Here is a 25,756-nt window from a genome sequence, read left to right as displayed (position 1 = left end):
CTGTCGTCGCCCGTCCGAGGTAACCACATCCGTCGCGAGACGGACATGCCGGGTCGTCATTCCCGGCGAATGTCGCGTTCCGCCGCGTCGAAGGCGACATTCGCGCCGAATCGCCACCCGGCGCGGGAGGCGACACTCGCGGCGAATGTCGCGCAACGCCGCGTGGAAGGCGACATTCGCGGCGAATCGCCACCAGTGCGAACGCGGCATTCGTGACGACGGGTGGCCCGGTTCTCGGGCGTGCGCTACCCGAGCCGCGGTGTGCGCGGCGGCTCGGTGCGCCGCCGCGCGGTCGCCTCGAATGCCGCCGCCAGGGCGAGCAACGCGGTGTCGTCGTACGCTCGGCCGGCGAAGGTCAGCCCGACCGGCATCCCGATGTCGGCCATCGTGCCCATCGGCACGGTGACGGTCGGGATGCCGAGATGCCGGGGCACCAGGTTGCCGTTGGCCACCCAGACGCCGTTTCGCCAGCCCAGGTCGGCGGAGGCCGCGTTCACATCCATGTCGGCCGGACCGACGTCGGCGACGGCCGGGAAGACGACCGCGTCGACGCCGAGCGAGTCCATCCACTCCTCCAGGTCGACCCGCCTGGTCTCCTCGAGACCACGGAGCCCGCCGGCGAGCTCGGGGATGGCGGTGAGCGCGGTGCCGGGGTGCTCGCGCACCCAATCCGGGTACTCTGCGATGTCGTCGTCGAACCCGTCGTAGCGGTCGGGGAGGGCGCCCTCCGGCGCCGGGAAGATGCGGGCGCCGTCGACATCGGCGAGCGTGTTCAGCCCGGGGTCGCCGTTGGCGGCAAGGAAGTCGTCCCACGCCCAGGCCGAGAGGTCGCCGATCTCGCGCCGCAGATACTCCGGCGAGACGAGGCCGCGAGTGGCGATCGTCGGCGCTCCGTGCCGGTCGCCCTCGTAGTTGGAGACCACGGGGAAGTCGGTCTCGACGACCTCGGCGCCGGCGGCCTCCAGATCGCGGCGGGCGGCCTCCCATAGCGCGATGACCGAGGGTCGCGTCTCGATGCGGCGACCGGTCGGGCCGCCGATGCCGCCGTCTTCGGCCGTGCCGGCCTCGTCGTCGCGGTTGATGTACATGCGCGGGACGGCGATGCGCGCGCCGACGAGATCGGCGCTCGCGGCGACCGCCGGGTACGACGCCGGGCGCAGCTGCGACGCCGGAGGAATCGGCACCCACGGCTGAGCGCGCCAGAAGTCGCCCCGCGTCTCGGTGTCGTCGGCGACGATGACGTCGAGAACCTCCAGGAGGTCGGCCATGGTGCGCGTGTGCGGCACGACGACGTCCATGGTCGGCACGAGCGGCCAGTTGCCGCGCACCGAGATCACGCCGCGCGAAGGCGTGTACGCGCACAGGGCGTTGTTGGAGGCCGGAGCCCGGCCCGACGACCAGGTCTCCTCGCCGAGCCCGAACGCTGCGAAGCTCGCCGCGGTGGCAGTGCCGGAGCCGTTGGAGGATCCCGAGCCGAAGGCCGCGGTCAAGTAGTCGCCGTTGTACGGGCTCTCCGCGCGGCCGTACACGCCGCGTTGCATGCCACCGTTCGCCATCGGTGGCATGTTGGTGAGGCCGAGCAGGATCGCGCCGCCCGCGCGGAGTCGCTCGATCGTGAAGGCGTCGCGCTGCGCGACGAGGTGCTCGAACGCGGGGGAGCCGGCCGCGGCGGTCAGGCCGCGCACCAGGTAACTGTCTTTGGCGGTGTACGGGATGCCGTCGAGCGGGCCGAGCGTCTCGCCGCGCGCGCGGCGCTCGTCGGACGCCACGGCCTCTGCCCGGGCCTGCGGGTTGCGCACGACCACGGCGTTCAGGGTCGGTCCGGCGGTGTCGTACGCGTCGATGCGGCCGAGGTAGGCGTCGACCAGCTCGGCGCTGGTCGTCTCGCCGACCTCCAGCGCTCGCCGCAGCTCGGCGATGCCCGCCTCGACGACGTCGAAGCGGGTCACGCTCGACCTCCCCGATGCGCGTAAGTACGGACGGGGAGGGCGACGCGCCGGTCGGAGGTCCGTTCGGACGGTGCGGGCGGGGCCTTTAGGCCCGAGAGTCCGGAGTTGCCGACGCGGGGGGCGGGCCGGCTCATCGGGCGACCGCCGGCTGCTGCTGCGTGATGCAGTGGATGCCGCCGCCGCGGGCGAAGATCGGGCGCGAATCCACCATGCTCACCCTACGGCCCGGGTACGCGGCCTCCAGGATCTCGGTCGCCTCGGCATCGGCGCGCTCCTCGCCGAAGCCGCACGCGATCACGCCGTCGTTGACGACGAGATGGTTCACGTAGCTCCAGTCGACGAAACCCTCCTCGTCGCGCAGGGTCGCGGGGGCGGGGAGCTCGATGAGGTCCCACGAGCGGCCGGCGGCGTCCGTCGTTCCGGAGAGGAATGCCCGCAGCTTGCGGGACACCTCGAAGTCGGGGTGCTCCGCGTTGCGCTGCGTGTGCAGCAACAGGCGGCCGGGGGCGGGGATGGTGGCCACGATGTCGACGTGGCCGTTCGTGCCGAAGTCGTCGTAGTCGCGCGTGAGCCCGCGGGGGAGCCAGACGGCGTGGGTGGCTCCGATGGTCCGGGCGAGCTCGGCCTCCACTCGGGCCTTGTGGGCGTACGGGTTGCGGCGCGGGTCGAGTTGGACCGTCTCGGTGAGCAGCACGGTGCCCTCGCCGTCGACGTGGATGCCGCCTCCCTCGTTGACGAGTACGGAGCTGACCAGCTCGGCGCCGGTGCGCTCGGCGACGAAGCGGGCGATCTCGGCCGATCTGCGCCACTCGGACCAGGCGGGGTCGCCCCAGCCGTTGAAGGTCCAATCGACCGCGCCGAGCACGCCCGGGCGTTCGTCGTCGACCACGAAGGTGGGACCGAAGTCGCGCATCCAGAACTCGTCGAGCGGCGCCTCCACCTGCTCGACGTGCGAGCCGAGCATGCGCGCGGCTCGCTCGCGCTCGGTGGGGTCGACCACCATGGTCACAGGTTCGAACTCGGCGACCGCGTGCGCGACGGCGGTCCAGGCGGCGTAGGCCTCCTCGGCCGAGGCCGCGTCATCGCCGAGGGTGATGCCCGCGCGCGGGAAGGCCATCCACGTGCGCTCGTGCCGTGCAGTCTCGGCGGGCATGCGCCAGGTCATCGTGAACCTCCGGGCTCTATTGATCGGATGATCAATAAATACCTATACTGGACCCACGATGTCAAGAGCAGCCCGAAAACCGCCCGCCGAGCGGCGCGCCGAACTGGCCGCCGCCGCCCGCTCGCTCGCCCTCGACGAAGGCCTCACGGCCGTGACGCTGCGCGCGGTCGCGGCGCGCGCCGGTGTGACCCCGGCGCTGGTCGCCTACTACCACGAGTCCATGGACGGGCTGGTCGTCGAGACGTTCGTCAGCGTGGTGGCGGCGGAGATCGACGAGGTGCGAGCGCTGCTCGCCGCCGAGACGCATCCCGTCCCCCGGCTCGCGGCTCTGCTCAGGACCCTCCTCGACGGCTCGCGCGACGACGTGACGGTGATCTGGGTGGAGGCGTTCGCGCTGGGTCGGCGCAACGTCGCCTTGGGGTCGGCGGTGCGCGGTCAGATGGACGCTTGGCGCGACGTGATCGAAGGTGTCATCCACGCGGGAGTGGCCTCGGGCGACTTCCGCGCAGAGGACCCGCGCGCGGTCGCGTGGCAGCTGCTCGGCATGATCGACGGCCTCAATGCCCAGGCCCTCGTGCGCTGGGGAGGCGCGGCCGAGCGCGGATCGCTGCTCGCGCACGTGCTGGAGGGGATGCTGGGGCTGGGTTCCGGCGCCCTGCTGACGGTGTGAGGTGACAAGGAAGATGTACGGCGATTTGCCGTACTCTGTCTCGATGCCGACCAAAGACAAGCGAATCGAAGTGCGCATTACAAGTGCCCAACGTGACCTCATCGAGCGCGCAGCGGTCCTCCAGGGGCGATCCGTCTCCGATTTCACGGCTGACACTCTCACCGAACGCGCAGAAGAGGTGATCCGTCGGGATCGCGAGTTGCGCGTCGAAGGTGAGGCATTCGCGGCGTTCTCCGCGGCGCTCGATGCACCCGCCCAGACCGTCGACGGGCTCGCGGAGCTCTTCCGCCGGCCGTCGGTCTTCGTCGACTGAGGTCCGTATGCCCGAGTATCACCGGCCTCGCCCGCTCGCCGCAGGTGACGTCGTCTCGGAGCTCGACTGCGGCATCGAGGTGCTCGACCGCTGGCTGAGAGGCTGGGCCCGGCACAACGAGGCCACCGGCGGCTCCCGCACCTTCGTGTCCGTCGCGGCAGATACTGATCGCGTCGCCGGCTATTACTGCCTGTCCGCGAGCTCGATCGTGCGCGGTGAGGCCCCTGGCTCCGTCGCCCGCAGAATGCCCGACCTGATCCCCGCGGCCCTTCTCAGCCGCTTCGCCGTCGATCGCAGAGACGCCGGCGCGGGCCTCGGCGCCTCCCTGCTGCAGGATGCCGTGAGCCGGGCGATCCAGGCGTCGGAGACGCTCGGCATGCGAGCGCTCATCGTGAACGCCAAGGACGACGATGTCGTTCCCTTCTACGAGCGCTTCGGCTTCCGGCGGTTCCCCGGCGGTTCCGAGCGCATCCTCTATCTGAAGATCGCCGACGCGCTGAAGACGGCGGCGACCCTCACCCCACCCACGCGGTGAGCTCGGCCAGGAACTCCTCGGGCTTCTCGACGTGAGGGGAGTGGCCGCAGTCTTCGAAAACGACCTCCCGGGTGTCGCCGCCAGCAGCGGCGTACCGCTCCAGCACCGCGCGGATCTGCACGAGCATCGGCTGCGGTGGCGCGACCTCCTCGCCCGGCCAGCCCGGGATGATGCCCGCGGCGCCGAGCTGATTGAAGTCGAAGAGGGAGGCATCGTTGACGATCGCGTCGACCGCTCCGTGGATCCAGAGGATCGGCGGCTTGGCGGGCGCTTCGACGATCCCGGAGGTGTCGAAGTAGGTCGGCGTCATCGTGTTGAGCACGCCGCGCCGGCCGGGCGCGAATCCCGGCCACTCCTCCGTCGCGCTCGCGTCACCGGGATAGTTGTCGTCGCCCGTCGCGGTGGAGAGCATCGACTGCACCCAGATGTCCTCGTACTCGGTGGCGAAGCCGGGCGCGACGTATGCCGACCGGTACACGGCCCGCGGCGAGGTGGGCGACTCCTCACCGGTGTCGCCGGCGGCGAGCCGCGCCACGAAGTCGGGGTTCGCCCCGCCTCCACCGGTGCCAGAGGCATCGGCGTTGAGGAGGCTGCCGTCGGTGGCCGTGCCGCCGAAACCGTACGGCGAGACAGTGGAGACGAGCGTGAGGCTGCGTACCAGGTCGGGGCGGTCGAGCAGCAGCTGCATGACGACGCCGCCGCCCATGCTCCAGCCGACCAGGTGCACCGCGCCCGTTCCGAGCTCGTCGAGCACTGCGGCGACGTCGTTCGAGAAGTCTCCGACGCCGCGCGTCGCGTCGACCGGGAGCGTCTCGCTGTCGCCGAAGCCGCGCAGGTCGACGGCGAGAGCCCGGGTCCCCTCCGGGAGCGCCTGCATCAGCGGCTGCCAGAACAGCGACGACGACACGTTGCCGTGCACGAACACGATGGTCGTGCCGGCGTCGTCCGGGTCGGCGGCGCGCTTCAGGACGTTCGCCGCGTACCGGGAGGTCGGGATCGTGCGGGCGACGATGCCGGGGAGCAGGGTTCCGGTCACTGGGATCTCCTTCGGGTCGGTGTTCGAGTGCGGGCCGGCGCTCAAGTGCGGATCGCCCGTTCGAGCGCGGATCGGGCTTCGGTTCGGATCAGGGGCGGTGCGGCTCGGTGTGGAAGTGCGGATGCGGCGGATACCCGCCCGGAAGGTGCGGCTTCAGCTGTCGGACCCCGGCCTCCGTCATCACGATCGTGTAGTGGTTCACGTCGTCGGCCTCGTAGGCCTCGAACCACGGCAGGCGGGCGCGCCACTCGGCTGGTTCCTCCGGCAGATACAGCGGGTCCGTGTCGAGCAGTCCGCGCGGCACGCGCACGAACGCGATCGGCAGGGTCAGCCCGGCGAGCGCCTCCGCGTAGCCGCTGCTGCCGTCCATCTCGAGCGCATTGACCGATATGGCCTCCTCGGAGACGCTCGACCGCAGCTCGGGCGCGGAGCCGACGAGGTCGTAAAGCACGTACCGCTCGACATGGTCGTTCCACCAGGGTCCGAGCGCGGGATGCCGGTGCCAGAACGCGAGGTAGTCCTGCTCGCTCGCGAACGTCATCCGCAGCCGGTCGCGCGCCGGGCCGAGGTCGGCGGTGCGGGTCACGGGGAGGCCGCCGTCGATCAGCACGAGGCGTTCCACCCGGTCGGGATGCCGCTCGGCGAGCCAGACGGCAACGAACCCGCCCATCGAGTGGCCGGCGACGACGGCGCGCTCGATGCCGAGGCCGTCCATCATGCGCGCGACGTCGTCCGCGTGGCCGACCATCCCGTACGGCCCGGGGAGTTCTCCGCTTCGACCGCGGCCGCGCAGGTCGGGAGCCACCAGCCGCACCCCGGGCAGCGAACCGGCGACGACCGCCCAGGCGAGGTGGTTGGCGGTGATGCCGTGGATGCCGACGAGCGGGATGCCGCTCGCGTCGGCGTGCCACTGACCGCCGGCCAGCTCGCCGCCGTCGACCGGGACTCGGAAGGGGTTGGGCTCGCTCCCTGTCGGCTCGGATGTCACCGTGCACTCCAGCCGCCGTCGATCGTGTAGCTCGCGCCGGTGACCATGCGCGCCCCCTCACCGGCCAGCCAGAGCGCGAGCCCGGCGACCTCCTCCGGCTCGACCAGATTCTTGATCGCCGGTTCGGCGAGCATGATCTTCTCGACCACTTGGTCCTCAGGGATGCCGTGCAGCCGCGCCTGGTCGGCGATCTGCTTCTCGACCAGAGGTGTGCGCACGTAGCTCGGCTCGATGCAGTTGGAGGTGACGCCGTGGGAGGCGCCCTCCAGCGCGGTCACCTTCGACAGGCCCTCCAGGCCGTGCTTGGCGGCCACGTACGCCGACTTGAATTCGGAAGCGCGGAGCCCGTGCACACTCGACACGTTGATGATGCGGCCGAAGCCGCGCTCGTACATCCCGGGCAGTGCGGCACGGATGAGCAGGAACGGAGCCTCCAGCATGATCCGCAGGATGAGCGCGAAGCTCTCGGGCTCGAACTCGGGGATCGGGCGTACGTGCTGGAGGCCGGCGTTGTTGACGAGGATGTCGGTGTCGAGCCGGAGGTCGCCGAGCTCCGCCGTCTGCGACAGGTCGACCTCCCATGCCTCGCCGCCCAGTCGGTCGGCGACCGCGCGGGCCGCCTCCCCGTTCAGGTCGGCGATCGTGACGCGCGCGCCTGCGGCGGTGAACGCCTCCGCGCACGCCAGGCCGATCCCGCTGGCTCCGCCGGTGATGAGCGCCTTGCGCCCCGAGAGGTCCGCCATCGCCGCCTCCTTCCCGGGCCCGCCCGCCCTCACCCGCACCCTACCCGCGGCGTGCGGCGCGGCGGAAGAAGCTGTCGCCGAGGGGCACGCAAACGCCCCTAAAACGCGGTTGTAAGGGCGTTAACGTGCCCCTCGGCTGAGCGGCTGAGCGGTCGGACCGGTCAGCTCGCGATGAAGGAGGTGACGTCGGTGCCGTCGGAGAGCACGGGCGAGATGAGCCCGAAGACGTTGCCATCCGGGTCGCGCAGGTAGGCCACCCGTCCGATCGACGGCATGTCGTCGGGAGGCAGCGCCTCGGCACCGCCGAGGTCGAGTCCGCGGCGGTAGAGCTCGTCGACGTTCCCGTCGATCCCCACCACGATGTTCGCGCCGGAGATCGGGGCGTCCAGCGCCGGCGGCGGACCCATCCGCTGGGTGAGGCCGCCGTTGATGCCGTTGCCGGCGGTGCCCACCCCGATGGCGCCCTCCCCGGTGTCGATCGCCCAATAGGGCATCTCGCCGAACCGCGTGAAAGTCCAGCCCAGGAGTTCGGAGTAGTACTCCATCAGGCGCTTCGGCTCGGTGGCGTGGATTTCGAAATGGACGACGAGATTCGACATGTGGGCCTCCCATGCCCGAGCCTAGTGGGCTCGCCATCCCGAACAAGGGCCCTTGGGCGGAGGGGGAGGCGGAGCGGGGCTCAGGCGAGGGGGGTCGCGATACGCTCGGGCGCAGCGACCTCGACGCCCACGAGGCGGCCGTCGGCCGGGGTGACGGCGTGCGTCGGGCCGGTCACCTCGATGGCCGTCGCCGTCTCGCGCTCGGCGCACGACGGGCCGATCCAGAGTTCCACCTCGCCGCGCTCCACGATGCGTACGCCGTCGCGGCCGGTGAAGGCCAGGCGTGCGGTCGGCACGTGGAGGGCGACCACGGCCTCCTCGCCGGGCTCCAGCGTGACCCGCGCGTAACCCAGAAGCTGAGCGACCGGGCGCGTGACGCTCGCGAAGACGTCGCGCGCGTACAGTTGCACCAGGTCGGTGCCCGCGCGGTCGCCGGTGTTGCGAACGGTCACGCGCGCCTCGAACTCGGCTCCGGCGGCGACGGTCTCGTCGGCCTCCAGTCCGCTGCGCTCGAACGTCGTGTAGCTCAGGCCGTGCCCGAACGGGAGGAGGGGGGTGCTGTCGGCGCTCGTGACATCGGACGGACCGCCCAGCAGCGGGTGGAGGTACGAGAACGGCTGCGCGCCGGCCGATCGGGGCAGCGACAGCGGCAGATGCCCGCTCGGAGCGACGCGTCCGGACAGAACGGCGGCGATGGCGCGGCCGCCCTCCTCGCCCGGGAAGAAGGCTTGCAGCACCGCGGCCGGCGCATCCGGTCCTTCGATGGCCCAGTCGATGGCGTAGGGGCGGCCCGACAGCACGATCACGACGGTCGGAGTGCCGGTGCGGACGACCGCCTCGACCAGTTCGCGCTGCACGCCGGGCAGTTCCAGGCTCTCGACATCGTTGCCTTCGCCGACCGTGCCGCGGCCGAACAGCCCGGCGCGGTCGCCCACCACGACGATGGCGGCGTCGGCGTCGGCCGCCGCGCTCACCGCGGTGACGATGCCGGAGCGGTCGTCGCCCTCCACGTCGCAGCCGCGGGCGTGCACCAGCTCGGCCAGCGGGAACTCGCTCTGCAGCGCCTCCAGGATCGGATGGATGTCGAACCCGAGCGGGACCTCCGGGTAGTGGGCGAGCACGTGGTTGGCGAACGAATAGCAGCCCATCAGCGCTTCGGCGGCGTCGGCGTTCGGGCCGACGACCGCGATCCGCGCGGCGGCGCGGTCGCCCTCGAGCGGCAGCGCGCCGTCGTTCGTCAGCAGCACGAGCGACTCCTCGGCGAGCCGCAGAGCGAGCTCCCGATGAGCGGGGGAGTCCAGGTCCACCGAGGCGGGAGGCGCGTCGAACGTCTCGTCGAGCAGGCCGAGCTCCTCCTTCTGCGCGAGCAGACGGAGCACCGCCCGGTCGACGAGGGCCTCGTCGGCGAGGCCGGCGCGGATGCGCTCGGCGAGCGGGGCGAGGAAGGCGTCCCCGGTGGGCAGCTCGACGTCGATGCCGGCCGTCAGCGCCAGCTCCGCCGCCTCGCCGCGGTCGGCCGCGATGCGATGCATGGTGTGCAGGAAAGCCACCGAGAAGTAGTCGGCGACGACGGTTCCGTCGAAGCCCCACTCGTCGCGCAGCACGCCGGTGAGGTACTCGGGGCTCGCGGCGACAGGCACGCCGTCGATCTCGGCGTACGAGTTCATGACCGAGCGCACGCCGCCGTCGCGGATCGCCATCTCGAACGGGGGCAGCAGCACGTCCCGCACCTCGCGCGTGCCGGCGTGCACCGGCGCGTGATTGCGGCCGGCCTGCGACGCGGAATAGCCGACGAAGTGCTTGAGCGTCGCGTGGACTCCGGACGACTGCAGTCCGCGGACGTAGGCGGTGCCGATCGTCCCGACCACATACGGGTCCTCCGCGATGCACTCGTCTACACGACCCCAGCGCGGGTCGCGGATCACGTCGAGCACCGGGGCCAGACCCTGGTGGATGCCGAGCTCGCGCATCGAGGCGCCGATCGCGGCGCCCACCTCCTCCACCAGTGCGGGGTCGAACGCGGCGCCCCACGCGAGGGGCGTCGGGAACGTCGCGGCCTTCCACGCCGCCAGCCCGGTCAGGCACTCCTCGTGCACCAGCGCGGGGATGCCGAGGCGGGTCTGCTCGCGGAGGCGACGCTGCTCCGACCAGAGCCAGCTCGCGCGCTCCACCGGGTCGACCGGGCGCGTGCCGTAGACGCGGGTGAGGTGCCCGATCCCGACCTCCGTCGCCGCCTCGTAGCTCTGCCCTGTGGTCATCTCGCCGTCGAGCGGCGCGACGTTGTCGTCGCCCTTGTCGACCCAGTATCCGACGATCTGCGCGAGCTTCTCGTCGAGCGTCATCCGGTTGAGCAGTGCGCGCACCCGCTCGGAGACGGTGGGGAGGTTGTCAGTAGTCATGCTTCTTTCCTGCTACATGGATGTGCGTGGAGGCCGAGCGGGTCTCAGCCCTTGACCGCGCCGGTCAGGCCGCCGACGATGCGGCGCTCGAACAGGCTGAAGAAGATCAGGGCGGGGATCATCGAGAGGGAGGTGAACGCCAGCACCTTGGAGGTGTCCGTCGCGTACTGCGACGAGAACGCCTGGACGCCGAGCGGGAGGGTGAAGGCCGCCTGGTCGTTCAGGATGAACAGGGGAAGGAGGTAGCTGTTCCAACTGGCAATGAAGGCCAGGATGCCGACCGTGATGACGCCCGGCAGCGAGAGCCGCAGCACCATCCGGAAGAAGAAGCCCAGGCGGCTGCAGCCGTCGATGAACGCGGCCTCCTGGATCTCGTCGGGGATCGCGCGCAGGAACGGCACCAGGATGATGACGGTCGTCGGCAGCGCGAACGCGATCTGCGGGATGATGACGCCGGCGAGCGAGTTCATCAGGCCGAGGTTGCGCACCACGATGTAGAGCGGCGTGATGGCGACGGTGATCGGGAACATCAGGCCCGCGGCGAACAGCGCGTACAGGAAGCCGTTGCCGCGGAACGGGTACCGGGCGAGCACGTAGCTGGCCATCAAGCCCAGTGCCAGGGCGCCGACGGTGGTGACCAGGGCGACGATCGTCGAGTTCAGCACCTGGCCCCAGAACACCCCTCCGGTGAGCACCTCGAGGTAGTTCGCCGGGTTCCACGGGTTCGGGAAGCCGGCCGGGTCGACGGTGATCTGCGAGTTGGTGCGGAACCCGCCGATGATGATGTACGCGATCGGCACGATCATCAGGGCGATGATCACGAACGCGATGAAGTAGACGGTGGGAGAGCCCCAGGGCAGACTCTTGCGTTCCGCACGGCGCGAAGCGCGGGCTGAGCGGGCGGTGAGGGCGGTCATCACGCCGTCCTTTCTTTCGCGGCCGCGTTGCGGCGCTTCGAGCGCTCGGCGTTCTTGGCGGTCGTCACGGCGCCTGCGGTGTCGCGGCGGAGGATGAATCGCTGGTAAACGAGCGCGACGAAGAGGGAGATGAAGAAGATCACCACGGCGACGGCGTTGCCGTAGCCGAAGTTGCCGGCGTTGCGGCCGTTGGCGACCATGTAGGTCGCCATGGTCGAGGTGCCGGCGGTGGAGGCGACGTACTGACCCCAGATGATGTAGACGAGATCGAACAGCTGCAGTGCGCCGATCACCGAGAGGAACGCCCAGATGCGGAGCGTCGGGGCGAGCAGGGGCAGCGTGATCCGGCGTTGGATCTGCCAGTACGACGCGCCGTCGAGGGCGGCCGCCTCGTAGAGCTCCTCGGGGATGCCCTGCAGCCCGGCGAGGAAGAGGATGACGGCGAAGCCGATGTATTTCCAGGTCAAGATGGCCATCAGGGTCCAGATGGCGATGCTCGGGTCGGACAGCCAGTCGTGTGCCATCCAGCCGAGGCCGACGTTGTGCAGGAAGCCGTTGAGCGCGCCCTTCGAGGCGAGCATCAGGCTCCAGCCGGTGCCGACCACGACCTCCGAGATGACGTAGGGCACGAAGATCAGCACGCGGATGATCGACTGGCCCTTCATCCTCCGGTTCAGGAGCAGCGCCAGGAGGATGGCGACCGGCCCCTGGATGACGATGGACATCACCATGATGAAGGCGTTGTGGCCGAGGGCGGCCAGGAAGGCCGGGTCGGTCAGGATGACGGCGTAGTTCTGCAGGCCGACGAAGTCGGTGGGCGTTCCGTAACCCGCCCAGCGGAAGAATCCGTAGTAGGCGGCCATCACGACGGGGAGGATGACGAACGCCAGGAAGACGATGACGGCGGGGCCGGCCAGGAGGGCGATCTCGGCACGGAGGCCCCAGCCTGCGCCGCGGCGGCGGCGCGGCGGCGACGGGAGCGACGCGGCTGCGCCGCTCCCGTCGTGCTGCGCGAGATCCGCCGGCGACACGCGCTCGGTCGAGCCAGGCCAGCCAGAGAACATCTCGCGGGTGTTGCTCACGTCAGGGCCTCTCAGCCCTTCTTCGCGGCGTCGTTCGCGGCCTGGATCATGCCCTTGGCGTCGGTCTTGCCGGCGAGCATGTCGACCACGGCGACGTTCAGCGCGTTGCCGATGTTCTGGCCCAGGACGGTGTCGAGCCACTGCGAGACGTACGGAGCCTTGTTGTAGGCGGCGAGCACGTCCTTCAGGTAGGGCTCGGTGACCTCCTTCTGCGCCTCGGTGTTGACCGGCGGCGAGTTGTAGGCCTTGTAGTAGTTGATCTGCTGCGGCGTGGTGGCGATGAAGTTGAGGAAGTCCGCACACTCCTTCGGCGCCTTGACCGAGCACGAGTAGCCGTCGACGCCGCCCATGATCGAGCCGGGCTCACCCTTGCCGCCGGACAGCTCCGGGAACGGGTAGAAGCCGAGGTCGGCGAGGGGCTTCTGGTCGGGGGTCAGGGAGGCGATCACGCCCGGGTCCCAGGCGCCCATGAGCTCCATCGCGGCCTGGTGGTTGGCCACCAGACCGGCGGAGGAGCCGGCGCCCTGCTGGGCCGAGGTGGTCAGGAAGCCGTCGTTGAACGGCTTCTGGCCGGTGAAGTTCTCCAGGTCCTGAGCTGCCTTGGTCCAGCACGGGTCGCTGAAGCTCTTCGAGTCCGCGGTCTTCTGCATCGTGGAGCCGGAGCACTCGCGCAGCGCGAACCAGTAGAACCAGTGCGCGGCGGGCCAGGCGTCCTTGGCGCCGAGCGCGATCGGGGCGACACCCGTGGCCTTCAGCTTCTGCACGTCGGCGCTGAGGTCGTCGATGGTCGCGGGGGCCTGGGTGATCCCGGCCGCCTTGAAGAGGTTCTGGCTGTAGAAGAGCCCGCCGGGGAGGACGGAGAGCGGCATCGCCCAGACCTTGTCCTGGTAGGACTCCGCCTTGAACGAGCCGGACGAGATGACCTTCTTGGTGTCGGAGGACACCTTGTCGGTGAGGTCCATCAGCTGGCCGGCCTGCACCATCGCTGCCATCTTGCCGCCGCCGCGCTGCAGGAAGATGTCGGGGGCATCACCGGAGTTCAGCGCCGTCTGGAGCTTGCCGTCGAGGTCCTCGTTCTGGATCGACTGCATCTTGATGGTGACGTTCGGGTGCGCCTTCTCGAAAGCGGCGATCGCGTCGGTCCAGTACTGCTGGCCAGGTCCGGTGGTGGAGTTCTGCCAGAGGGTCATTTTCACTTTGCTGTTGCTGGAGCTGTCCGAGGTGCCGCTGCACGCGGTCAGCGCGAGCGAGCCGGCAGCCAGGACCGCGGCTCCCATGAGGAGCTTCTTGGCTTTCATGTGATTCCAACCTGTTCTCTTCGTTGAGCGGCATCCACGTGGTTCGTCGATGCCTGGTGACGTGAGTCCGCGCGAGGATCCGGTCGGGCGAAGCCTCTCGCCGTGGCCGATTCGCGGACTCGTCGGTGTCCGGGAGGCTGACCGGACGGTGTCAGTGTTGCAAGCGGCCTCAGGGGTGTCAAACGTTTTCGAAATCCTTTTCGAAATCCTTTTCGATCTTGCTATGCTGCACGGTCATGGGACGACGACCAACCATCAACGACGTCGCGCAGGCGGCCGGTGTGTCCGCCGCGACGGTGTCGAAAGCGGTCAACGGCCGCTACGGCGTCGCCTCCCACACTGCCGAGCGCGTGCTCCAGGTCGTGGAGGAGCTCGGCTACGAGTCGAGCCTGGTCGCCAGCAGCATGCGCAACCGCCAGACGGGCGTGATCGGGGTGCTGGTGGCCGACTTCGAGCCGTTCAGCGCGGAGGTGCTGAAAGGCGTCGGGGCGGCGCTCGCCGAGTCCCGCTACGACCTCCTGGCGTACAGCGGCTCACGCCAGCTCTCGCCGGAGGGCTGGGAGCGGCGCTCGCTCAGCAGGCTGAGCGGCACCCTCATCGACGGCGTCATCATGGTGACGCCGACGGTCGTCAACGCGAACGCCGAGGTGCCGATCGTCGCGGTAGATCCGCACACCGGCCGCGCCGACCTCCCCACGGTGGAATCGGACAGCTTCGGAGGGGCGCGCAGTGCCGTCGACTTCCTGGTCGGGCTCGGCCATCGCCGCATCGGTTTCGTCGCCGGACGCCCGGACCTCCGCTCGTCCGCCGCGCGCGACGCGGGCTACCGGCGCGCGCTCAGTGAGGCCGGGATCGCGTACGACCCGGCGATCGTCGGAGTCGGCAATTACGAGCAGGAGAGCGCGCGGGAGGCCGCCCGGCGGCTGCTCGCCGCACCGGAACGACCGAGCGCGATCTTCGCCGCCAACGACCTGTCGGCCATCGTCGTCATCGAGGTGGCGCACGAGCTCGGCCTGGAGGTGCCGCGCGACCTGTCGGTGGTCGGCTTCGACGACATCCCGGAGGCGTCGCGGTTCTCGACGCCGCTGACGACGATCCGGCAGCCGATGGGACGCCTCGGCGCCGCCGCGGCCGAGCTGGTCGTCGCGCTGATGTCGGGCGAGGCGCCCGATCCGACGCACATCCGGCTTCCGACGCGCCTCATCCGCCGCGCGAGCACCGCCCCGCCGGCGTAGCCCGCTCGCGCCGCTTCCCTGCCGCCGAGGGGCACCTTAACGCCCTTATCCGCGCGTGTTAGGGGCGTTTGTGTGCCCCTCGGCGGAGGTGCTTGTGGATAACTCGGGAGGCGATGCAGCGCGCGTGGCAGGGTAACGGGCATGCCACGACACTGCAGCGCCCTTCCTCCGGAACTCCTCGCCGCCTCGTTCACGGTCATGAACGCGACGGAACTCGGCGTGGGTCGCAAACGGCTCCGCGGAGGCGACCTGGTCACGCCCATCCGGGGCACGCGTCTGACACGGGAGGCGGACGGATTGATCGCGCGTTGTCGTGCGTACGCCCTGCATCGGAGGCTCGACTTCGCTTTCAGCCACACGACCGCCGCGACACTGTACGGAGCGCCGTTGTCGGGCGTGGACGACCGCATCCACGTCAGCGTGCGGGCACCGGGTCGAGCTCCGGCGATCCGCGGTTTCGCCGGGCACAAGCTCGCTCGCTGGGAGACGTGGTCCGTCCATGACCTCCCGGTCACCACGCCGGAGCAAACCTGGCTCGACCTCGCGCAACTGCTGAATCGGGACGCGTTGGTCGTCGCGGGAGATTTCTTCGTGGGAGGCGACGCTCCGCTCACCGACCGACCCGCCCTCGCGAGAGCGATCGCGGCAGCACCGGGTCGCCGCGGCGCCGCCCGGGCGAAACAGGCGATCGAGGCGGTCAGACCTGGTTCGGAGTCGCCGGGTGAGACGCGGTTGCGGCTGCTGCTGGAGGACGCCCGCCTGCCGGCGCCGTTGCTCAACCACGAGCTGAGGGACGCATCGGGAGGTTTCGTCGCCCGCGTCGATCTCGCCTATCCGCGCGAGCGCATCGCCCTCGAGTACGAGGGCGACGTCCACCGGGTCGACCGGCCCACGTGGCAGAAGGACATCCGTCGCCGCGAGCGTGTGGAGGACCTCGGCTGGCGCATGGTCCGGGTTACCGCGGACGACCTCCGCAGCCCTGGCGAGTTGATCCGCCGGGTCCGCAGGCTCATCGAGGGGCACACAAACGTCCCTATTTCGCGTTTTTAGGGGCGCTTACGTGCCCTTCGGCGGAAGGGGTGGGAGAGGAGGGGAGCTGCAGCCGCACCTGGAGGCCGCCATCGGGGTTGGCGACCAGCTCAAGTGAACCATCGTGTGCGTCGGCCACGCTCGATGCGATGGCGAGACCGAGGCCTCGGCCGCGCCCGGCGCCCGTTCCGGAGGTGCGTCCGGCGCCGCGGACGAACGGTTCGAGCAGGGTCTCCACGACGTCGTCGGCGATCGGAGGTCCGCTGTTCGTCACCGAGACCTCCACCCCGTCCGATGTCGACGAGACGGCGATGAGAGCCGAACCACCGCGATGGTTGTGCCTCACGGCGTTCTGCACGAGATTCGAGAGACACTGCCGCAGCAGAACCAGGTCGCCGCTCACGATCGGTCGCGCGGCGGTCGAATCACGAGGGCGGAGGGCGAGGGACACACCGCCCTCGCGCGCGAGCGGGAGGGCGTCCCGGACGACCTCCTCGGCAAGCGACTGCAGGTCGACCGGCGAGGTCGAGAGGCGACGACTGCCGATGTCCGCGAGATCGAGCAACGACTCCACCGTCTCGGCGTTCGCATGGTTGACGTTCCGGATGCGCCCGAGGAGCGCTCGGAGGTCCTCCACGCCGGCATCGGGGTCGGCCAGAGCGACATCGATCATGGTCTGGGTCGTCGCGATCGGCGTCCGCAGCTCGTGAGAGGCATTGCCGGCGAAGCGACGGTACGCGTCGAATGATCGGCCGAGCTCGCCGAGCATCCCGTCGAACGTGTCGGAGAGGTCGCGGATCTCGTCCCGCGGTCCCTGCAGGCCGACACGATGGTCGAAGGACCCGGTGGCGGCGATCGTCGCCGCCTCGTTGATGGTCTTGAGCGGTTTCAGCACCCGACCGGCGACGATCCATCCGATGAAGCCGCTGAGCACGGCCAGGACGGTAAGTGCGGCGACCGAGATGATCAGGAGCAGCTGGAGGAAGTCCCACGCGCTCGTGACGGCGAGCGTGGCCGCGAAGGGAGCAGAGGAGGCCAGCTTCTCGGCGTCTCCATTCGTCGCCGGAGCGGAGGTGGCGTGGCCCGTAGCCAGGCCCGTCGGAGTCGAGGACATGATCGCGTAGTACGGCACGAAGCGCATGAACACCCACACCACCGCGATGAGCACCGCTCCGCACCCGGTGACGAGGCCGGCGTAGGTGAGAGTGAGACGGGTGCGGATGGTGATCCGGGACCGCCGGGAGACCAACGGGAGACCCTCGCGCGCGACCGTCATACGGGTTCACCGAAGCGGTAACCGACCCCGGGGACGGTGTGGATGACCGGGGGCTCGCCGAGGCGTTTGCGGAGGTTGGAGATGGTCACGCGGATGGTGTTCGTGAACGGGTCGGCGTTGGCATCCCAGGCCTTCTCGAGCAGGCTCTCCGCGCTGACGACGCCGCCGGCGGCGTTCATCAGGACGTCGAGCACAGCGAACTCCTTACGGCTCAGGCGGACGAGACGCCTGTTGCGGTACACCTCCCGACGGAACGGGTCGAGCGTCACTCCGGCTGCTTCGAGCACGGGAGGCCGCGCCGCTTGCGTGCGGCGTTCGAGCGCGCGCAGCCGCATGACCAGCTCGGGGAACTCGAACGGCTTGGCCAGGTAGTCGTCGGCGCCCAGCTCGAACCCGGTGACTTTGTCGTCCAAGGTGCGTGCGGCGGTGAGCATGATGACACGGCAGGTCGGATACTCGGATGCGATGTGGGCGCAGACCGCGTCGCCGTGGGTGCCGGGGATGTCGCGATCGAGGACCACCACGTCATAGTCGTTCACGGCCAGGAACTCCAGGGCCGTGTCGCCGTCGTTCACCACATCGGCGGCGATCGTCTCCCGGCGCAGGCCGGTCGCGATCGCCTCCGCCAGGAATGGCTCGTCTTCGACGATCAATGCGCGCATGGTCCCCTTCGGTCGTACGAATTACACCACGCCGCGGGTATCGGAAACATAAAGAATTTCTTGAACGCTGTCGTCACACCGTCTCGGCTGGACTGTCGTCATCGCATTCAACCGACACTCTGAGGAGATCCCATGCGCTCGAAGACCACCACCCTGACCATCCTCGCCGCCATCCCCCTGGTGCTGTCTCTGCTCACGGCGTGCAGCTCGGGTGTGGGGTCACCCGACAGCGACAAGTCGGCCTCGGACTCGCCGTCGCCCATCGCCGACGCGACCGAATGGAACCTCGCCTACGCGAAGTGCATGCGTGCGGAAGGGATCGACATGGCCGACCCGGACCCGAACGGAAACACGACGTCGTCGGCGAAGGGCGACCAGGGCGGCTACTCCGCCGCGTCCAAGAAGTGCATCGCGAAGATCGGAGACTCTCCGACCGCTCCGGGGGAGAAGAAGCAGAGCGCGCAGGAGACACTGGCGCGGCAGCTCGAGGTCGCCCGGTGCTTCCGTGAGCATGGCGTCGAGATGGATGACCCGACCGAGGGTCAGTACACGGCGATCCCGGCCGACGCGCCGAGCGACGTCATCACAGCGTGCTTGGGCGAGGGGGCACAGGGCGCCACCCAGATGGGATCGTCGAACTGATGCGCGCAGCGACACGGAAAGACGGTCCGGTGCCCGACGGACCGGAGACGACGAGGGCGCTTCCAACGCGGCGGCGCGTCCTCATCGTGACCGCCTGCTCGGTCGCGGCGCTCGCGGCAGGCGGCGGATTAACCGCCGCTTTCGCCTTCGGCGACGACAGCGCCCCAGAGAAGAAGCGTGTCGACATCGCGACCGCGCTTGTGGAGAAGGGGACGCTCCAGGGAGCCAGCAGGGCGGCGGGAACTCTCTCCTTCGGTGGTTCGCGCACCATCGCGAGCGGCGCGGGCGGGGTCATCACCGCGCTCCCGGCACCCGGCCTGACCGTCAAACTGGGCGAATCGCTGTTCGCCGTCGACAACCAGCCGACGTACGCGATGCTCGGCGGGCTGCCGGCCTGGCGTTCGTTCGAGACCGGGATGGGCGATGGGCCCGATGTCACGGCGCTGGAAGAGAGCCTCGCGGCACTCGGCCACTTCGACGGGACGCCCGACGCCACGTTCGATTGGGAGACGCGCGCCGCGGTCAGACGCTGGCAGAAGGCGACAGGACAGGAGCAGACCGGCACGATTCCGCTCGGGCGGATCGAATTCAGCTCCGGCGAGGTGCGGGTGTCGGAACTGAAGGCGGCGGTGGGCGATCGAACAGGGCCCGGAAGCCCCATAGTCGAGGTGACGGACACGACCCAGGTCGTGAACGTCGACCTGAGACTGGCGGACCAGCAGCTCGCGAGCGTCGGTGTCGAAGTCACCATCGACCTTCCGGATGGAGCGCGCACCGGCGGAAAGGTCGCCTCGGTCGGTGTGCCGACCGAGAAGGAGGGCTCGAACGGGCGGCCGGACATCGTCATCCCGGTGTCGATCACGCTCGACGACCCGGCCGCCACCGGCGCGCTGCAGCAGGCCAGCGTGACGGTCGGATTCCCGTCGCAGCGGCGTGAGAACGTGCTGTCGGTTCCCGTCGGAGCCCTGCTCGCCCTCGACGGCGACCGGTTCGGAATCGAGGTGGTCGGCGACGGGGACGCGACGACGCGCGTCCCCGTGACGACCGGGCTCTTCGCCGCCGGTCGGGTCGAGATCTCGGGCTCCGGTGTCCGCGAGGGCCAGAAAGTCGTGGTGCCGGCACGATGACCAACAAGATCGTCTCCCTCTCCGACGTCGAGCGCGCCTACGGGGAGCCTCCCGTGCTCGCCTGCGCCGGCGTCACGCTGTCCATCACCCAGGGCGAACTGGTCGCGATCGTCGGGCCGAGCGGCTCTGGCAAGTCCACCCTTCTCAACCTCATCGGCACGCTCGACCGTCCCACCGCCGGGACGGCCCGGATCGAAGGGAGGGACGTGCAAGCGCTCTCCGACCGGGAGCTCTCGGCCCTGCGGGCGCATCGCATCGGCTTCGTGTTCCAGCAGTTCCACCTCGCCGACGGCGTCACCGCGATCGACAATGTCGCCGACGGCCTCCTCTACCTGGGCGTGCGCCGAGCCGAACGCCGCGCTCGCGCGGCCGCCGCTCTCGAACGAGTCGGACTCGGGCACCGGATGACGCACAAGCCGGGGCAGCTCTCCGGTGGAGAACGTCAACGGGTGGCGATCGCCCGTGCGGTGGTGGGCGAGCCTCCGCTGCTGCTCGCGGACGAGCCCACCGGGAACCTCGACAGCGCGTCGGGGACGACGATCGTGGAACTGCTCCACGAGCTCAATCGGCAGGGCACGACCATCGTGGTGATCACCCACGATGCCGAGCTTGCCGCCCGGCTGCCGCGGCAGGTCGCCATCAGGGACGGCGTGGTGGTGTCGGACTCGGCGCCCGGCTCCGACTCGGACGCACGCGTCGGGACGGAGGCGGCATGACCTCCGTGAACGGTGCCATCGATCCGCGCGCCGCGCACTCTGCGCACGCCCTCCTCCCGCCGGAGCAGTTGCGTTCGCGGCTGCTCGCCGGCGATATCCTCCGGCTCGGGACCACCGGGTTGCGGTCACGTCCTGCGCGGGCCATCCTTTCCGCTCTCGGCATCGCCATCGGCATCGCAGCCATGATCGCCGTGGTGGGGATCTCGGCCTCCAGTCAGGCCAGGCTGAATCAGCAGCTCGCAAGTCTCGGCACCAATCTGCTCACGGCCGAAGCGGGCAAATCGATTCTCGGGGAGGCCACCGAGTTGCCGGCGGACACCGTGGGCAAGGTCCGGCTGATCGACGGTGTCGAGCAGGCGAGCAGCATCGCGGTGCTGCCGCTGAAGGTCTATCGCAGCCCGCTGTCCGATCCCGCGGCGAGCGGCGGCATCTCGGCGATGGCCGCCGACCTCACGCTCCTCGACGTCGTCGGCGGATCGCTTCGCACCGGCTCCTGGTTGAACGCCGCCACCGGATCGTTTCCGGCCGTGGTGCTGGGAGACGCAGCCGCCGCGCGACTCGGCGTCGTCAGCCCGGACACCCAGATTCTGCTCGGGGGTCGCCTCTTCACCGTGGTCGGAATCCTCGACCCTGTGGAGCTCGCGCCGGAGCTCGACTCGGCCGCCCTGCTGGGGGAGGAGATCGCGGCGGAGCTGTTCGGCTTCCAGGGGAATCCGACCACTGTGTACGAACGATCGAGCGATGCCGCTGTGGAGCGCGTGCGCGACCTGCTCGGCCCGACGATCAATCCGGAGGCGCCCGGTGAGGTGGAGGTGTCGCGCCCATCCGACGCGCTCGCCGCGAAGAACGCCGCGGACGAAGCGTTCACCGGCCTCCTCGTCGGCCTCGGCTCGGTCGCTCTGCTCGTCGGCGGCATCGGGGTCGCGAATACGATGATCATCTCCGTGCTCGAACGACGGCGTGAGATCGGCCTGCGGAGGGCGCTGGGGGCGACCAGAGGGCAGATCCGCTCGCAGTTCCTCGCCGAGGCGCTCCTCCTCTCGGCGTTCGGCGGAATCCTCGGAGCGCTTCTCGGCGCCGGGGTGACCGCAGGGATGGCGATCGTCAACGGCTGGCCGCCGACTCTGCCGCCCGAGACTCTCGCCATCGGGCTCGGGGCGACTCTCGCGATCGGCGCTGTAGCGGGCCTCTACCCGGCCATCCGGGCGGCGCGCACTCCTCCCACCGCTGCACTGAGCTCCTGACCTCCGGGATCGAGGGGCACGTTGACGCCTCTACAACGCGCGGATAGGGGCGTCAACGTGCCCCTCGGCGGCGCTTGCTTCGCTCGCGGGAGGCAGACACCTAGGCTGGGGGCCATGCGCGCGATCGTCCAGGACGAGTTCGGCGACCCGGCCCGGGTCGTGAAGGTGGAGGAGCGGCCGCTCCCCGAACCGGGAGCGGGGCAGGTGCGTGTGCGCACCGTGCTCTCGCCCATCCACAACCACGACCTGTGGACCATCCGCGGCACCTACGGCTTCAAGCCCACACTGCCCGCGGGCGCCGGCACCGAGGCCGTCGGCATCGTCGACGCGATCGGCGAAGGTGTGGAGGCGCTCGCGGTCGGTCAACGCGTCGTCACCGGCGGCACTTTCGGCGTCTGGGCGGAGGCGTTCCTCGCGCCGGCTGCCGCGTTGATCCCGGTCCCGGACGGCCTGAGCGACGAGGTCGCCTCCCAGCTGGTCGCGATGCCGTTCAGCGCCCTCAGTCTGCTGGACTTCCTCGAGGTGAAGCCGGGGGAGGTCGTGCTGCAGAACGCCGCGAATGGCGCGGTCGGCCGGCTGGTCGCCCAGTTCGCGCTCGAGCGCGGCGAGAAGGTCATCGGTCTGGTGCGCCGGCGGCACGACGCCGACGAGCTGACCGCGCAGGGCATCCCGAACCTGGTGGCGACGAGCGACGACGACTGGCGCAACACGGTGCGTGCCCTCGCCGACGGCGCGCCGATCGCGGCCGCGGTCGACTCGGTCGGCGGCGAGTCCAGCGGCGACCTCCTGTCGCTGCTGGCGGAGAACGGCACGCTTGTGTCGTTCGGCGCGATGGGGAGCGACGCGATGCAGCTGTCGTCCGGCGACCTGATCTTCAAACAGGCGACGGTCAAGGGGTTCTGGGGCAGCAAGGTGAGCGCCGCCATGGCGCCGGCCAAGCGCGGCGAGCTCTTCGGCGAGCTGGTCCGCGCCGCTTCGACGGGTGCGATCACGCTCCCGGTGGAGGCCGTGTTCGGCTTCGATCGGGTGCGGGAGGCCGTCGGGGTCGCCGCACGCTCGGGCCGCACGGGCAAGGTGCTGCTGCGGCCGTAGGGGTGGTCTCGGGTGGTCTGGTCCGGTCCGTAACTCCGGAGACTCCGCACGCCACGCCGCAGAAACGTCCGTAGCTCCGGAGGGTTCTCCGGCCGGTGGCCGATTCTCCGGAGTTGCGACGGGTGGGCTCGCCGTCGCGTGGCGTCGTTATTTCCGGAGGGGGCGGCTGGCCGCGGCCCATTCTCCGGAGTTTGCGGGCCGAAGGCCGGCGCCTCCCGTGCCACCTCCGGAGTTGCCGGCCGCGACCCAGCCACAGCTGGGCCAAGGGGCGCCGCCACTCGTTCATCGACTACCGCATGGAGGTCGTCCACGCCCGACCCGCCAACGTGGCCTAAGCCCCCACCCCTGCCTTCGACGGCGTCCACCGGCTGCGGGAACGCTCAGATTCGCCGCGCCCGTTAGAGTTCGCGCCGGTAGGCGCTGGTCGCGGCGCGTTAGCGTCATGACGGGCACGAGGTCTGTTAACCACGATTTTGTGAAGAATCAGTCGGTTTCCAGGACACCCCGTGCCCGCCGTTCCATCATCCGTCATTGACCCGATCTGGCACCAGTTCGAATCGCTCATCCCGCCCGTGATCGATCAGCATCCGCTCGGCTGTCACCGACCACGGGTGCCGGATCGAATCGTGTTCGACAAACTGGTGCAGGTCCTCGTCCTCGGGGCCGCGTATGTCAAGATCGCCGACAGCACCTGCTCAGCAACCACGATCCGCCGCCGTCGTGACGAATGGATCGCCGCCGGGATCTTCACCCGGCTGGAGCAGATCTGCCTGAACGGGTATGACAAGATGATCGGCCTCGAACTAGAGAACCTCTGCGTCGATGGGTGCATCGTGAAAGCACCCTGCGGTGGTGCAGCGGCCGGCCGTTCCCCGGTCGATCGCGGGAAACAGGGCACGAAACGTTCCCTCCTGGTCGACGGGCGAGGGATCCCGCTCGGCTGCGTGATCGCGGGGGCGAACTGCCACGATTCGCCCTTGCTGGCGCCAACGCTGGAAAAGCTCGGCCGGTTCGGGTTCGACCTACCCGAACGGATCACCGTGCACCTGGACGCCGGCTACGACTCCCGCACGACCCGGAACCTGCTCGAGGGCCTCGGCTGCGACTACATCATCAGCAAGAAGGGAGCACCTCTCCAAGCCGGAGCCCGCTGCGTCGTGGAACGCACGAACTCGTGGCACAACCGAGGATTCCGCAAACTCCACATCTGCACCGAAGTGCGCACCCGCGTCATCGACGCGTTCATCGCCCTCGCAACGCCATCATCATCACCCGACGCCTTCTCGCCGAAGCCTGGACCCGCTACCGCTGGGAAGGGCGACCCACCCGACAACCATGACCTACCGGCGCGAACTCTTAGAGGTTGCTGGGCCGTACAGTGTTTGACTGACAGCTCCGCTCGAGAGGAGACTTCGCCTGTGAAGCCCGCCCAGCTCCGCATCCCCCGTCACTGGATCGTCTGGACCGTGATCCTGTTCGCTCTGACCTTCGCGCTCGGCTTCGCCGCCAAGTGGATCGTCGCCCTCCGCTTCGAGTCGCTCGACGCGTCGGTGAACGGGGTGCACTCGCCTCTGCTCGACAACGTAGCCCTACTGCTCGACCAGCTGGACCGCCCGACCGTGGTCGCGGTCATCCTGGTGGTCGAGTTCGTCATCCTCCTCTTCGTCAAGGGCTGGAGGCTTGCCCTCGGGACGGTCGTCGTGACCGGCCTCGGCTGGATCACCACTCTGGTCGTCAAGGCGGTGGTCGCCCAGCCGCGCCCGACGACTGCCGGCCTCACCCACCTCCTGCACGTGAACCCGGCGACCCTCAGCTATCCGAGCGGCCACGTGGTCTTCGCGGCAGCGCTCGTGACGGCGCTCGCGATGGTGTGCCGGGGTTCGCTGTCGCGCTCGATCGTCATCGTCGTCGGCGCCGTGTTCGTGGCGATCGTGGCCTGGTCGCGGCTCTATGTCGGGGTGCACTACGGCACCGACGTCGTGGGCGGCGTGCTCAATGGAGTGGCCGGCGTCCTCCTGTTCGCCGGACTCTGGAACCTGGTCGCGGCCCGCGTGTTCGCCGGCCGGGGGAGGCGCGTGGCGGCGTAAGCCCCGCAAGCAACGAGTTGGCAGGACACGCCGCCCCGGCGACACCGCACACGGCGTGTCCTGCCAACTCCGTGCCCAGGCGCGTGACGATTCGGGGTAGAGCACGTCTACCCGAGTATGGATGATCGCGCCGCGCTCGCGGCTCCTCCGCTCGCCGGCGTCTCTGTGGTGGTCCCGACGTTCAATGAGGCGGGGTCCATCGCCGAGCTGCTCCACCGGCTGTCGCTGTTGCTCGACCCCGAGTACAGCGAGGTGCTGGTCGTCGACGACTCGACCGACGACACCGTCCGGGAGGCCACGGCCGAGGCGCATCGCCTGCCGCACGTCATCCGTATCATCCACCGCTCCCACCCGGACGGCGGCCTGTCGGGTGCCGTGATCACCGGGATGCGGCTGGCGGCGCGACACTGGGTGGTGGTCATGGACGGCGACCTCCAGCACCCTCCGGAGGCCGTGGCGCGGCTGGTCATCACGGGCCGCGAGCGGAATGCGGGGGTCGTCCTGGGCTCCCGCTACTGCGAAGGGGGGCATTCGTCCGGTCTGGACGGGCGCTTCCGTCACGCCGTGTCGTCGGCGAGCACGGTCGCCGCCCGGATGCTGTTCCCGCGCAGGCTGCACGGGTGCAGCGACCCGATGTCGGGGTTCTTCGCCGTGCGGGTGGATGAGCTCGATCTCGACGCCCTTCACCCGATGGGGTTCAAGATCCTGCTGGAGGTGCTGGTGCGGAACCGCCTGACGTTGGTCGAGGTGCCGTACGACTTCGGCGCGCGCCACGGCGGCGTCTCGAAGGCGTCGCTGGCGAACGGAACGGCCTACCTGCGGCAGCTGGTGTCCCTGCGTTTCCGCCACGACACCCGGTAGAGCCGCGGCGACATTCGCGTCGAACGTGGCCTCTGGGGGCGTGTAGCGCGACATTCACCGCGAATGTGCGCGGCGACGATGGCCCCTACGA

The 25,756-nt window shown here is 69.8% G+C and carries 24 protein-coding genes and 1 pseudogene; 13 read left to right on the top strand and 12 right to left on the bottom strand.

Going from position 1 to position 25,756, the window contains the following annotated elements; genetic code table 11:
• Positions 1–245: 245 nt before the first annotated feature.
• Both ACPPVW_RS05370 and ACPPVW_RS05365 read right to left on the bottom strand, forming a co-directional pair.
• On the bottom strand, positions 246–1,949 hold the full coding sequence (locus ACPPVW_RS05370) for an amidase (protein ID WP_426625493.1): 1,704 nt from the start codon (positions 1,947–1,949) through the stop codon (positions 246–248).
• A gap of 130 nt (positions 1,950–2,079) precedes the next feature.
• A complete protein-coding gene (locus ACPPVW_RS05365) occupies positions 2,080–3,114 on the bottom strand; it encodes an agmatine deiminase family protein (protein WP_426625492.1) in 1,035 nt (344 codons plus the stop codon).
• A 58-nt stretch (positions 3,115–3,172) separates the two neighbouring features.
• Between ACPPVW_RS05365 and ACPPVW_RS05360 the strand changes: the two genes are divergently transcribed.
• Genes ACPPVW_RS05360 through ACPPVW_RS05350 form a run of 3 tightly spaced genes read left to right on the top strand, consistent with a single transcriptional unit; the run spans position 3,173 to position 4,632 of the window.
• Entirely contained in the window at positions 3,173–3,784 is a 612-nt protein-coding gene (locus ACPPVW_RS05360) for a TetR/AcrR family transcriptional regulator (RefSeq protein WP_426625491.1), read from the top strand.
• 43 nt (positions 3,785–3,827) lie between these two features.
• Positions 3,828–4,097: a DUF1778 domain-containing protein gene (locus tag ACPPVW_RS05355; RefSeq protein ID WP_426625490.1), complete on the top strand. Its 270-nt coding sequence runs from the start codon at positions 3,828–3,830 to the stop codon at positions 4,095–4,097.
• 7 nt (positions 4,098–4,104) lie between these two features.
• Positions 4,105–4,632, top strand: a complete 528-nt coding sequence (locus ACPPVW_RS05350) for a GNAT family N-acetyltransferase (RefSeq protein WP_426625489.1) — start codon at positions 4,105–4,107, stop codon at positions 4,630–4,632.
• On the opposite strand, the gene ACPPVW_RS05345 is transcribed toward ACPPVW_RS05350, so the two are convergent.
• The 8 genes from ACPPVW_RS05345 to ACPPVW_RS05310 all read right to left on the bottom strand — a co-directional run bounded on the left by ACPPVW_RS05345 (position 4,613) and on the right by ACPPVW_RS05310 (position 13,694).
• On the bottom strand, positions 4,613–5,668 hold the full coding sequence (locus ACPPVW_RS05345; RefSeq protein WP_426625488.1) for an alpha/beta fold hydrolase: 1,056 nt from the start codon (positions 5,666–5,668) through the stop codon (positions 4,613–4,615). The genes ACPPVW_RS05350 and ACPPVW_RS05345 overlap by 20 nt on opposite strands.
• An 88-nt stretch (positions 5,669–5,756) precedes the next feature.
• Positions 5,757–6,656, bottom strand: a complete 900-nt coding sequence (locus ACPPVW_RS05340) for an alpha/beta hydrolase (RefSeq protein ID WP_426625487.1) — start codon at positions 6,654–6,656, stop codon at positions 5,757–5,759.
• Positions 6,653–7,399 (bottom strand): 3-hydroxybutyrate dehydrogenase, encoded by a 747-nt coding sequence (locus ACPPVW_RS05335; RefSeq protein WP_426625486.1) that lies wholly within the window; start codon positions 7,397–7,399, stop codon positions 6,653–6,655. The genes ACPPVW_RS05340 and ACPPVW_RS05335 overlap by 4 nt, the downstream gene beginning before the upstream one ends.
• Before the next feature lie 161 nt (positions 7,400–7,560).
• Positions 7,561–7,998: a VOC family protein gene (locus ACPPVW_RS05330; protein ID WP_426625485.1), complete on the bottom strand. Its 438-nt coding sequence runs from the start codon at positions 7,996–7,998 to the stop codon at positions 7,561–7,563.
• An 80-nt stretch (positions 7,999–8,078) separates the two neighbouring features.
• Positions 8,079–10,397 (bottom strand): beta-glucosidase, encoded by a 2,319-nt coding sequence (locus ACPPVW_RS05325; protein ID WP_426625484.1) that lies wholly within the window; start codon positions 10,395–10,397, stop codon positions 8,079–8,081.
• Positions 10,398–10,441: 44 nt separating this feature from the next.
• On the bottom strand, positions 10,442–11,314 hold the full coding sequence (locus ACPPVW_RS05320) for a carbohydrate ABC transporter permease (protein ID WP_426625483.1): 873 nt from the start codon (positions 11,312–11,314) through the stop codon (positions 10,442–10,444).
• Positions 11,314–12,378, bottom strand: coding sequence for a carbohydrate ABC transporter permease (locus ACPPVW_RS05315; RefSeq protein ID WP_426626250.1), 1,065 nt, complete (start codon positions 12,376–12,378; stop codon positions 11,314–11,316). Before ACPPVW_RS05315 ends, ACPPVW_RS05320 begins: the two co-directional genes overlap by 1 nt.
• A gap of 29 nt (positions 12,379–12,407) precedes the next feature.
• Positions 12,408–13,694, bottom strand: a complete 1,287-nt coding sequence (locus ACPPVW_RS05310; RefSeq protein WP_426625482.1) for an ABC transporter substrate-binding protein — start codon at positions 13,692–13,694, stop codon at positions 12,408–12,410.
• 236 nt (positions 13,695–13,930) lie between these two features.
• Between ACPPVW_RS05310 and ACPPVW_RS05305 the strand changes: the two genes are divergently transcribed.
• Complete coding sequence (locus ACPPVW_RS05305) at positions 13,931–14,929, top strand: LacI family DNA-binding transcriptional regulator (protein WP_426625481.1); 999 nt, start codon at positions 13,931–13,933, stop codon at positions 14,927–14,929.
• A 141-nt stretch (positions 14,930–15,070) separates the two neighbouring features.
• Positions 15,071–15,979, top strand: a complete 909-nt coding sequence (locus ACPPVW_RS05300) for a hypothetical protein (protein ID WP_426625480.1) — start codon at positions 15,071–15,073, stop codon at positions 15,977–15,979.
• On the opposite strand, the gene ACPPVW_RS05295 is transcribed toward ACPPVW_RS05300, so the two are convergent.
• Positions 15,963–17,234 (bottom strand): sensor histidine kinase, encoded by a 1,272-nt coding sequence (locus ACPPVW_RS05295; RefSeq protein ID WP_426625479.1) that lies wholly within the window; start codon positions 17,232–17,234, stop codon positions 15,963–15,965. The genes ACPPVW_RS05300 and ACPPVW_RS05295 overlap by 17 nt on opposite strands.
• Positions 17,231–17,896: a response regulator transcription factor gene (locus ACPPVW_RS05290; RefSeq protein ID WP_426625478.1), complete on the bottom strand. Its 666-nt coding sequence runs from the start codon at positions 17,894–17,896 to the stop codon at positions 17,231–17,233. The genes ACPPVW_RS05295 and ACPPVW_RS05290 overlap by 4 nt, the downstream gene beginning before the upstream one ends.
• Before the next feature lie 132 nt (positions 17,897–18,028).
• Here ACPPVW_RS05290 and ACPPVW_RS05285 point away from each other — a divergent pair, with 132 nt between their 5' ends.
• The 8 genes and pseudogenes from ACPPVW_RS05285 (at position 18,029) to ACPPVW_RS05250 (ending at position 25,665) form a co-directional block, all read left to right on the top strand.
• Complete coding sequence (locus ACPPVW_RS05285; RefSeq protein ID WP_426625477.1) at positions 18,029–18,538, top strand: hypothetical protein; 510 nt, start codon at positions 18,029–18,031, stop codon at positions 18,536–18,538.
• Complete coding sequence (locus tag ACPPVW_RS05280; protein WP_426625476.1) at positions 18,538–19,665, top strand: peptidoglycan-binding protein; 1,128 nt, start codon at positions 18,538–18,540, stop codon at positions 19,663–19,665. Before ACPPVW_RS05285 ends, ACPPVW_RS05280 begins: the two co-directional genes overlap by 1 nt.
• On the top strand, positions 19,662–20,381 hold the full coding sequence (locus tag ACPPVW_RS05275) for an ABC transporter ATP-binding protein (RefSeq protein WP_426625475.1): 720 nt from the start codon (positions 19,662–19,664) through the stop codon (positions 20,379–20,381). The genes ACPPVW_RS05280 and ACPPVW_RS05275 overlap by 4 nt, the downstream gene beginning before the upstream one ends.
• Positions 20,378–21,625 (top strand): ABC transporter permease, encoded by a 1,248-nt coding sequence (locus ACPPVW_RS05270; protein ID WP_426625474.1) that lies wholly within the window; start codon positions 20,378–20,380, stop codon positions 21,623–21,625. Before ACPPVW_RS05275 ends, ACPPVW_RS05270 begins: the two co-directional genes overlap by 4 nt.
• Positions 21,626–21,739: 114 nt before the next feature.
• Complete coding sequence (locus tag ACPPVW_RS05265) at positions 21,740–22,717, top strand: zinc-binding dehydrogenase (RefSeq protein WP_426625473.1); 978 nt, start codon at positions 21,740–21,742, stop codon at positions 22,715–22,717.
• A gap of 506 nt (positions 22,718–23,223) precedes the next feature.
• Positions 23,224–24,056 (top strand): annotated as a pseudogene (locus tag ACPPVW_RS05260) (IS5 family transposase).
• Between the two features lie 79 nt (positions 24,057–24,135).
• A complete protein-coding gene (locus ACPPVW_RS05255; protein WP_426625472.1) occupies positions 24,136–24,804 on the top strand; it encodes a phosphatase PAP2 family protein in 669 nt (222 codons plus the stop codon).
• Between the two features lie 117 nt (positions 24,805–24,921).
• Positions 24,922–25,665 (top strand): glycosyltransferase, encoded by a 744-nt coding sequence (locus ACPPVW_RS05250; protein ID WP_426625471.1) that lies wholly within the window; start codon positions 24,922–24,924, stop codon positions 25,663–25,665.
• Positions 25,666–25,756: the final 91 nt, after the last annotated feature.

It is taken from the genome of Leifsonia sp. McL0607, assembly GCF_049993355.1.
Classification (GTDB): Bacteria; Actinomycetota; Actinomycetes; order Actinomycetales; family Microbacteriaceae; genus Leifsonia.
The sequence above is the reverse complement of the archived record's forward strand: the minus strand, read 5'-3'. Positions and strand labels throughout refer to the sequence as shown.

Coding starts and splice junctions, on each gene's coding strand:
- ACPPVW_RS05310 (WP_426625482.1), bottom strand. CDS start 13,694: ATGAAAGCCAAGAAGCTCCTCATGGGAGCCGCGGTCCTGGCTGCCGGC.
- ACPPVW_RS05300 (WP_426625480.1), top strand. CDS start 15,071: ATGCCACGACACTGCAGCGCCCTTCCTCCGGAACTCCTCGCCGCCTCG.
- ACPPVW_RS05355 (WP_426625490.1), top strand. CDS start 3,828: ATGCCGACCAAAGACAAGCGAATCGAAGTGCGCATTACAAGTGCCCAA.
- ACPPVW_RS05350 (WP_426625489.1), top strand. CDS start 4,105: ATGCCCGAGTATCACCGGCCTCGCCCGCTCGCCGCAGGTGACGTCGTC.
- ACPPVW_RS05275 (WP_426625475.1), top strand. CDS start 19,662: ATGACCAACAAGATCGTCTCCCTCTCCGACGTCGAGCGCGCCTACGGG.
- ACPPVW_RS05335 (WP_426625486.1), bottom strand. CDS start 7,399: ATGGCGGACCTCTCGGGGCGCAAGGCGCTCATCACCGGCGGAGCCAGC.
- ACPPVW_RS05270 (WP_426625474.1), top strand. CDS start 20,378: ATGACCTCCGTGAACGGTGCCATCGATCCGCGCGCCGCGCACTCTGCG.
- ACPPVW_RS05360 (WP_426625491.1), top strand. CDS start 3,173: ATGTCAAGAGCAGCCCGAAAACCGCCCGCCGAGCGGCGCGCCGAACTG.
- ACPPVW_RS05325 (WP_426625484.1), bottom strand. CDS start 10,397: ATGACTACTGACAACCTCCCCACCGTCTCCGAGCGGGTGCGCGCACTG.
- ACPPVW_RS05365 (WP_426625492.1), bottom strand. CDS start 3,114: ATGACCTGGCGCATGCCCGCCGAGACTGCACGGCACGAGCGCACGTGG.
- ACPPVW_RS05285 (WP_426625477.1), top strand. CDS start 18,029: ATGCGCTCGAAGACCACCACCCTGACCATCCTCGCCGCCATCCCCCTG.
- ACPPVW_RS05250 (WP_426625471.1), top strand. CDS start 24,922: ATGGATGATCGCGCCGCGCTCGCGGCTCCTCCGCTCGCCGGCGTCTCT.
- ACPPVW_RS05305 (WP_426625481.1), top strand. CDS start 13,931: ATGGGACGACGACCAACCATCAACGACGTCGCGCAGGCGGCCGGTGTG.
- ACPPVW_RS05320 (WP_426625483.1), bottom strand. CDS start 11,314: ATGACCGCCCTCACCGCCCGCTCAGCCCGCGCTTCGCGCCGTGCGGAA.
- ACPPVW_RS05295 (WP_426625479.1), bottom strand. CDS start 17,234: ATGACGGTCGCGCGCGAGGGTCTCCCGTTGGTCTCCCGGCGGTCCCGG.
- ACPPVW_RS05265 (WP_426625473.1), top strand. CDS start 21,740: ATGCGCGCGATCGTCCAGGACGAGTTCGGCGACCCGGCCCGGGTCGTG.
- ACPPVW_RS05330 (WP_426625485.1), bottom strand. CDS start 7,998: ATGTCGAATCTCGTCGTCCATTTCGAAATCCACGCCACCGAGCCGAAG.
- ACPPVW_RS05315 (WP_426626250.1), bottom strand. CDS start 12,378: ATGTTCTCTGGCTGGCCTGGCTCGACCGAGCGCGTGTCGCCGGCGGAT.
- ACPPVW_RS05280 (WP_426625476.1), top strand. CDS start 18,538: ATGCGCGCAGCGACACGGAAAGACGGTCCGGTGCCCGACGGACCGGAG.
- ACPPVW_RS05290 (WP_426625478.1), bottom strand. CDS start 17,896: ATGCGCGCATTGATCGTCGAAGACGAGCCATTCCTGGCGGAGGCGATC.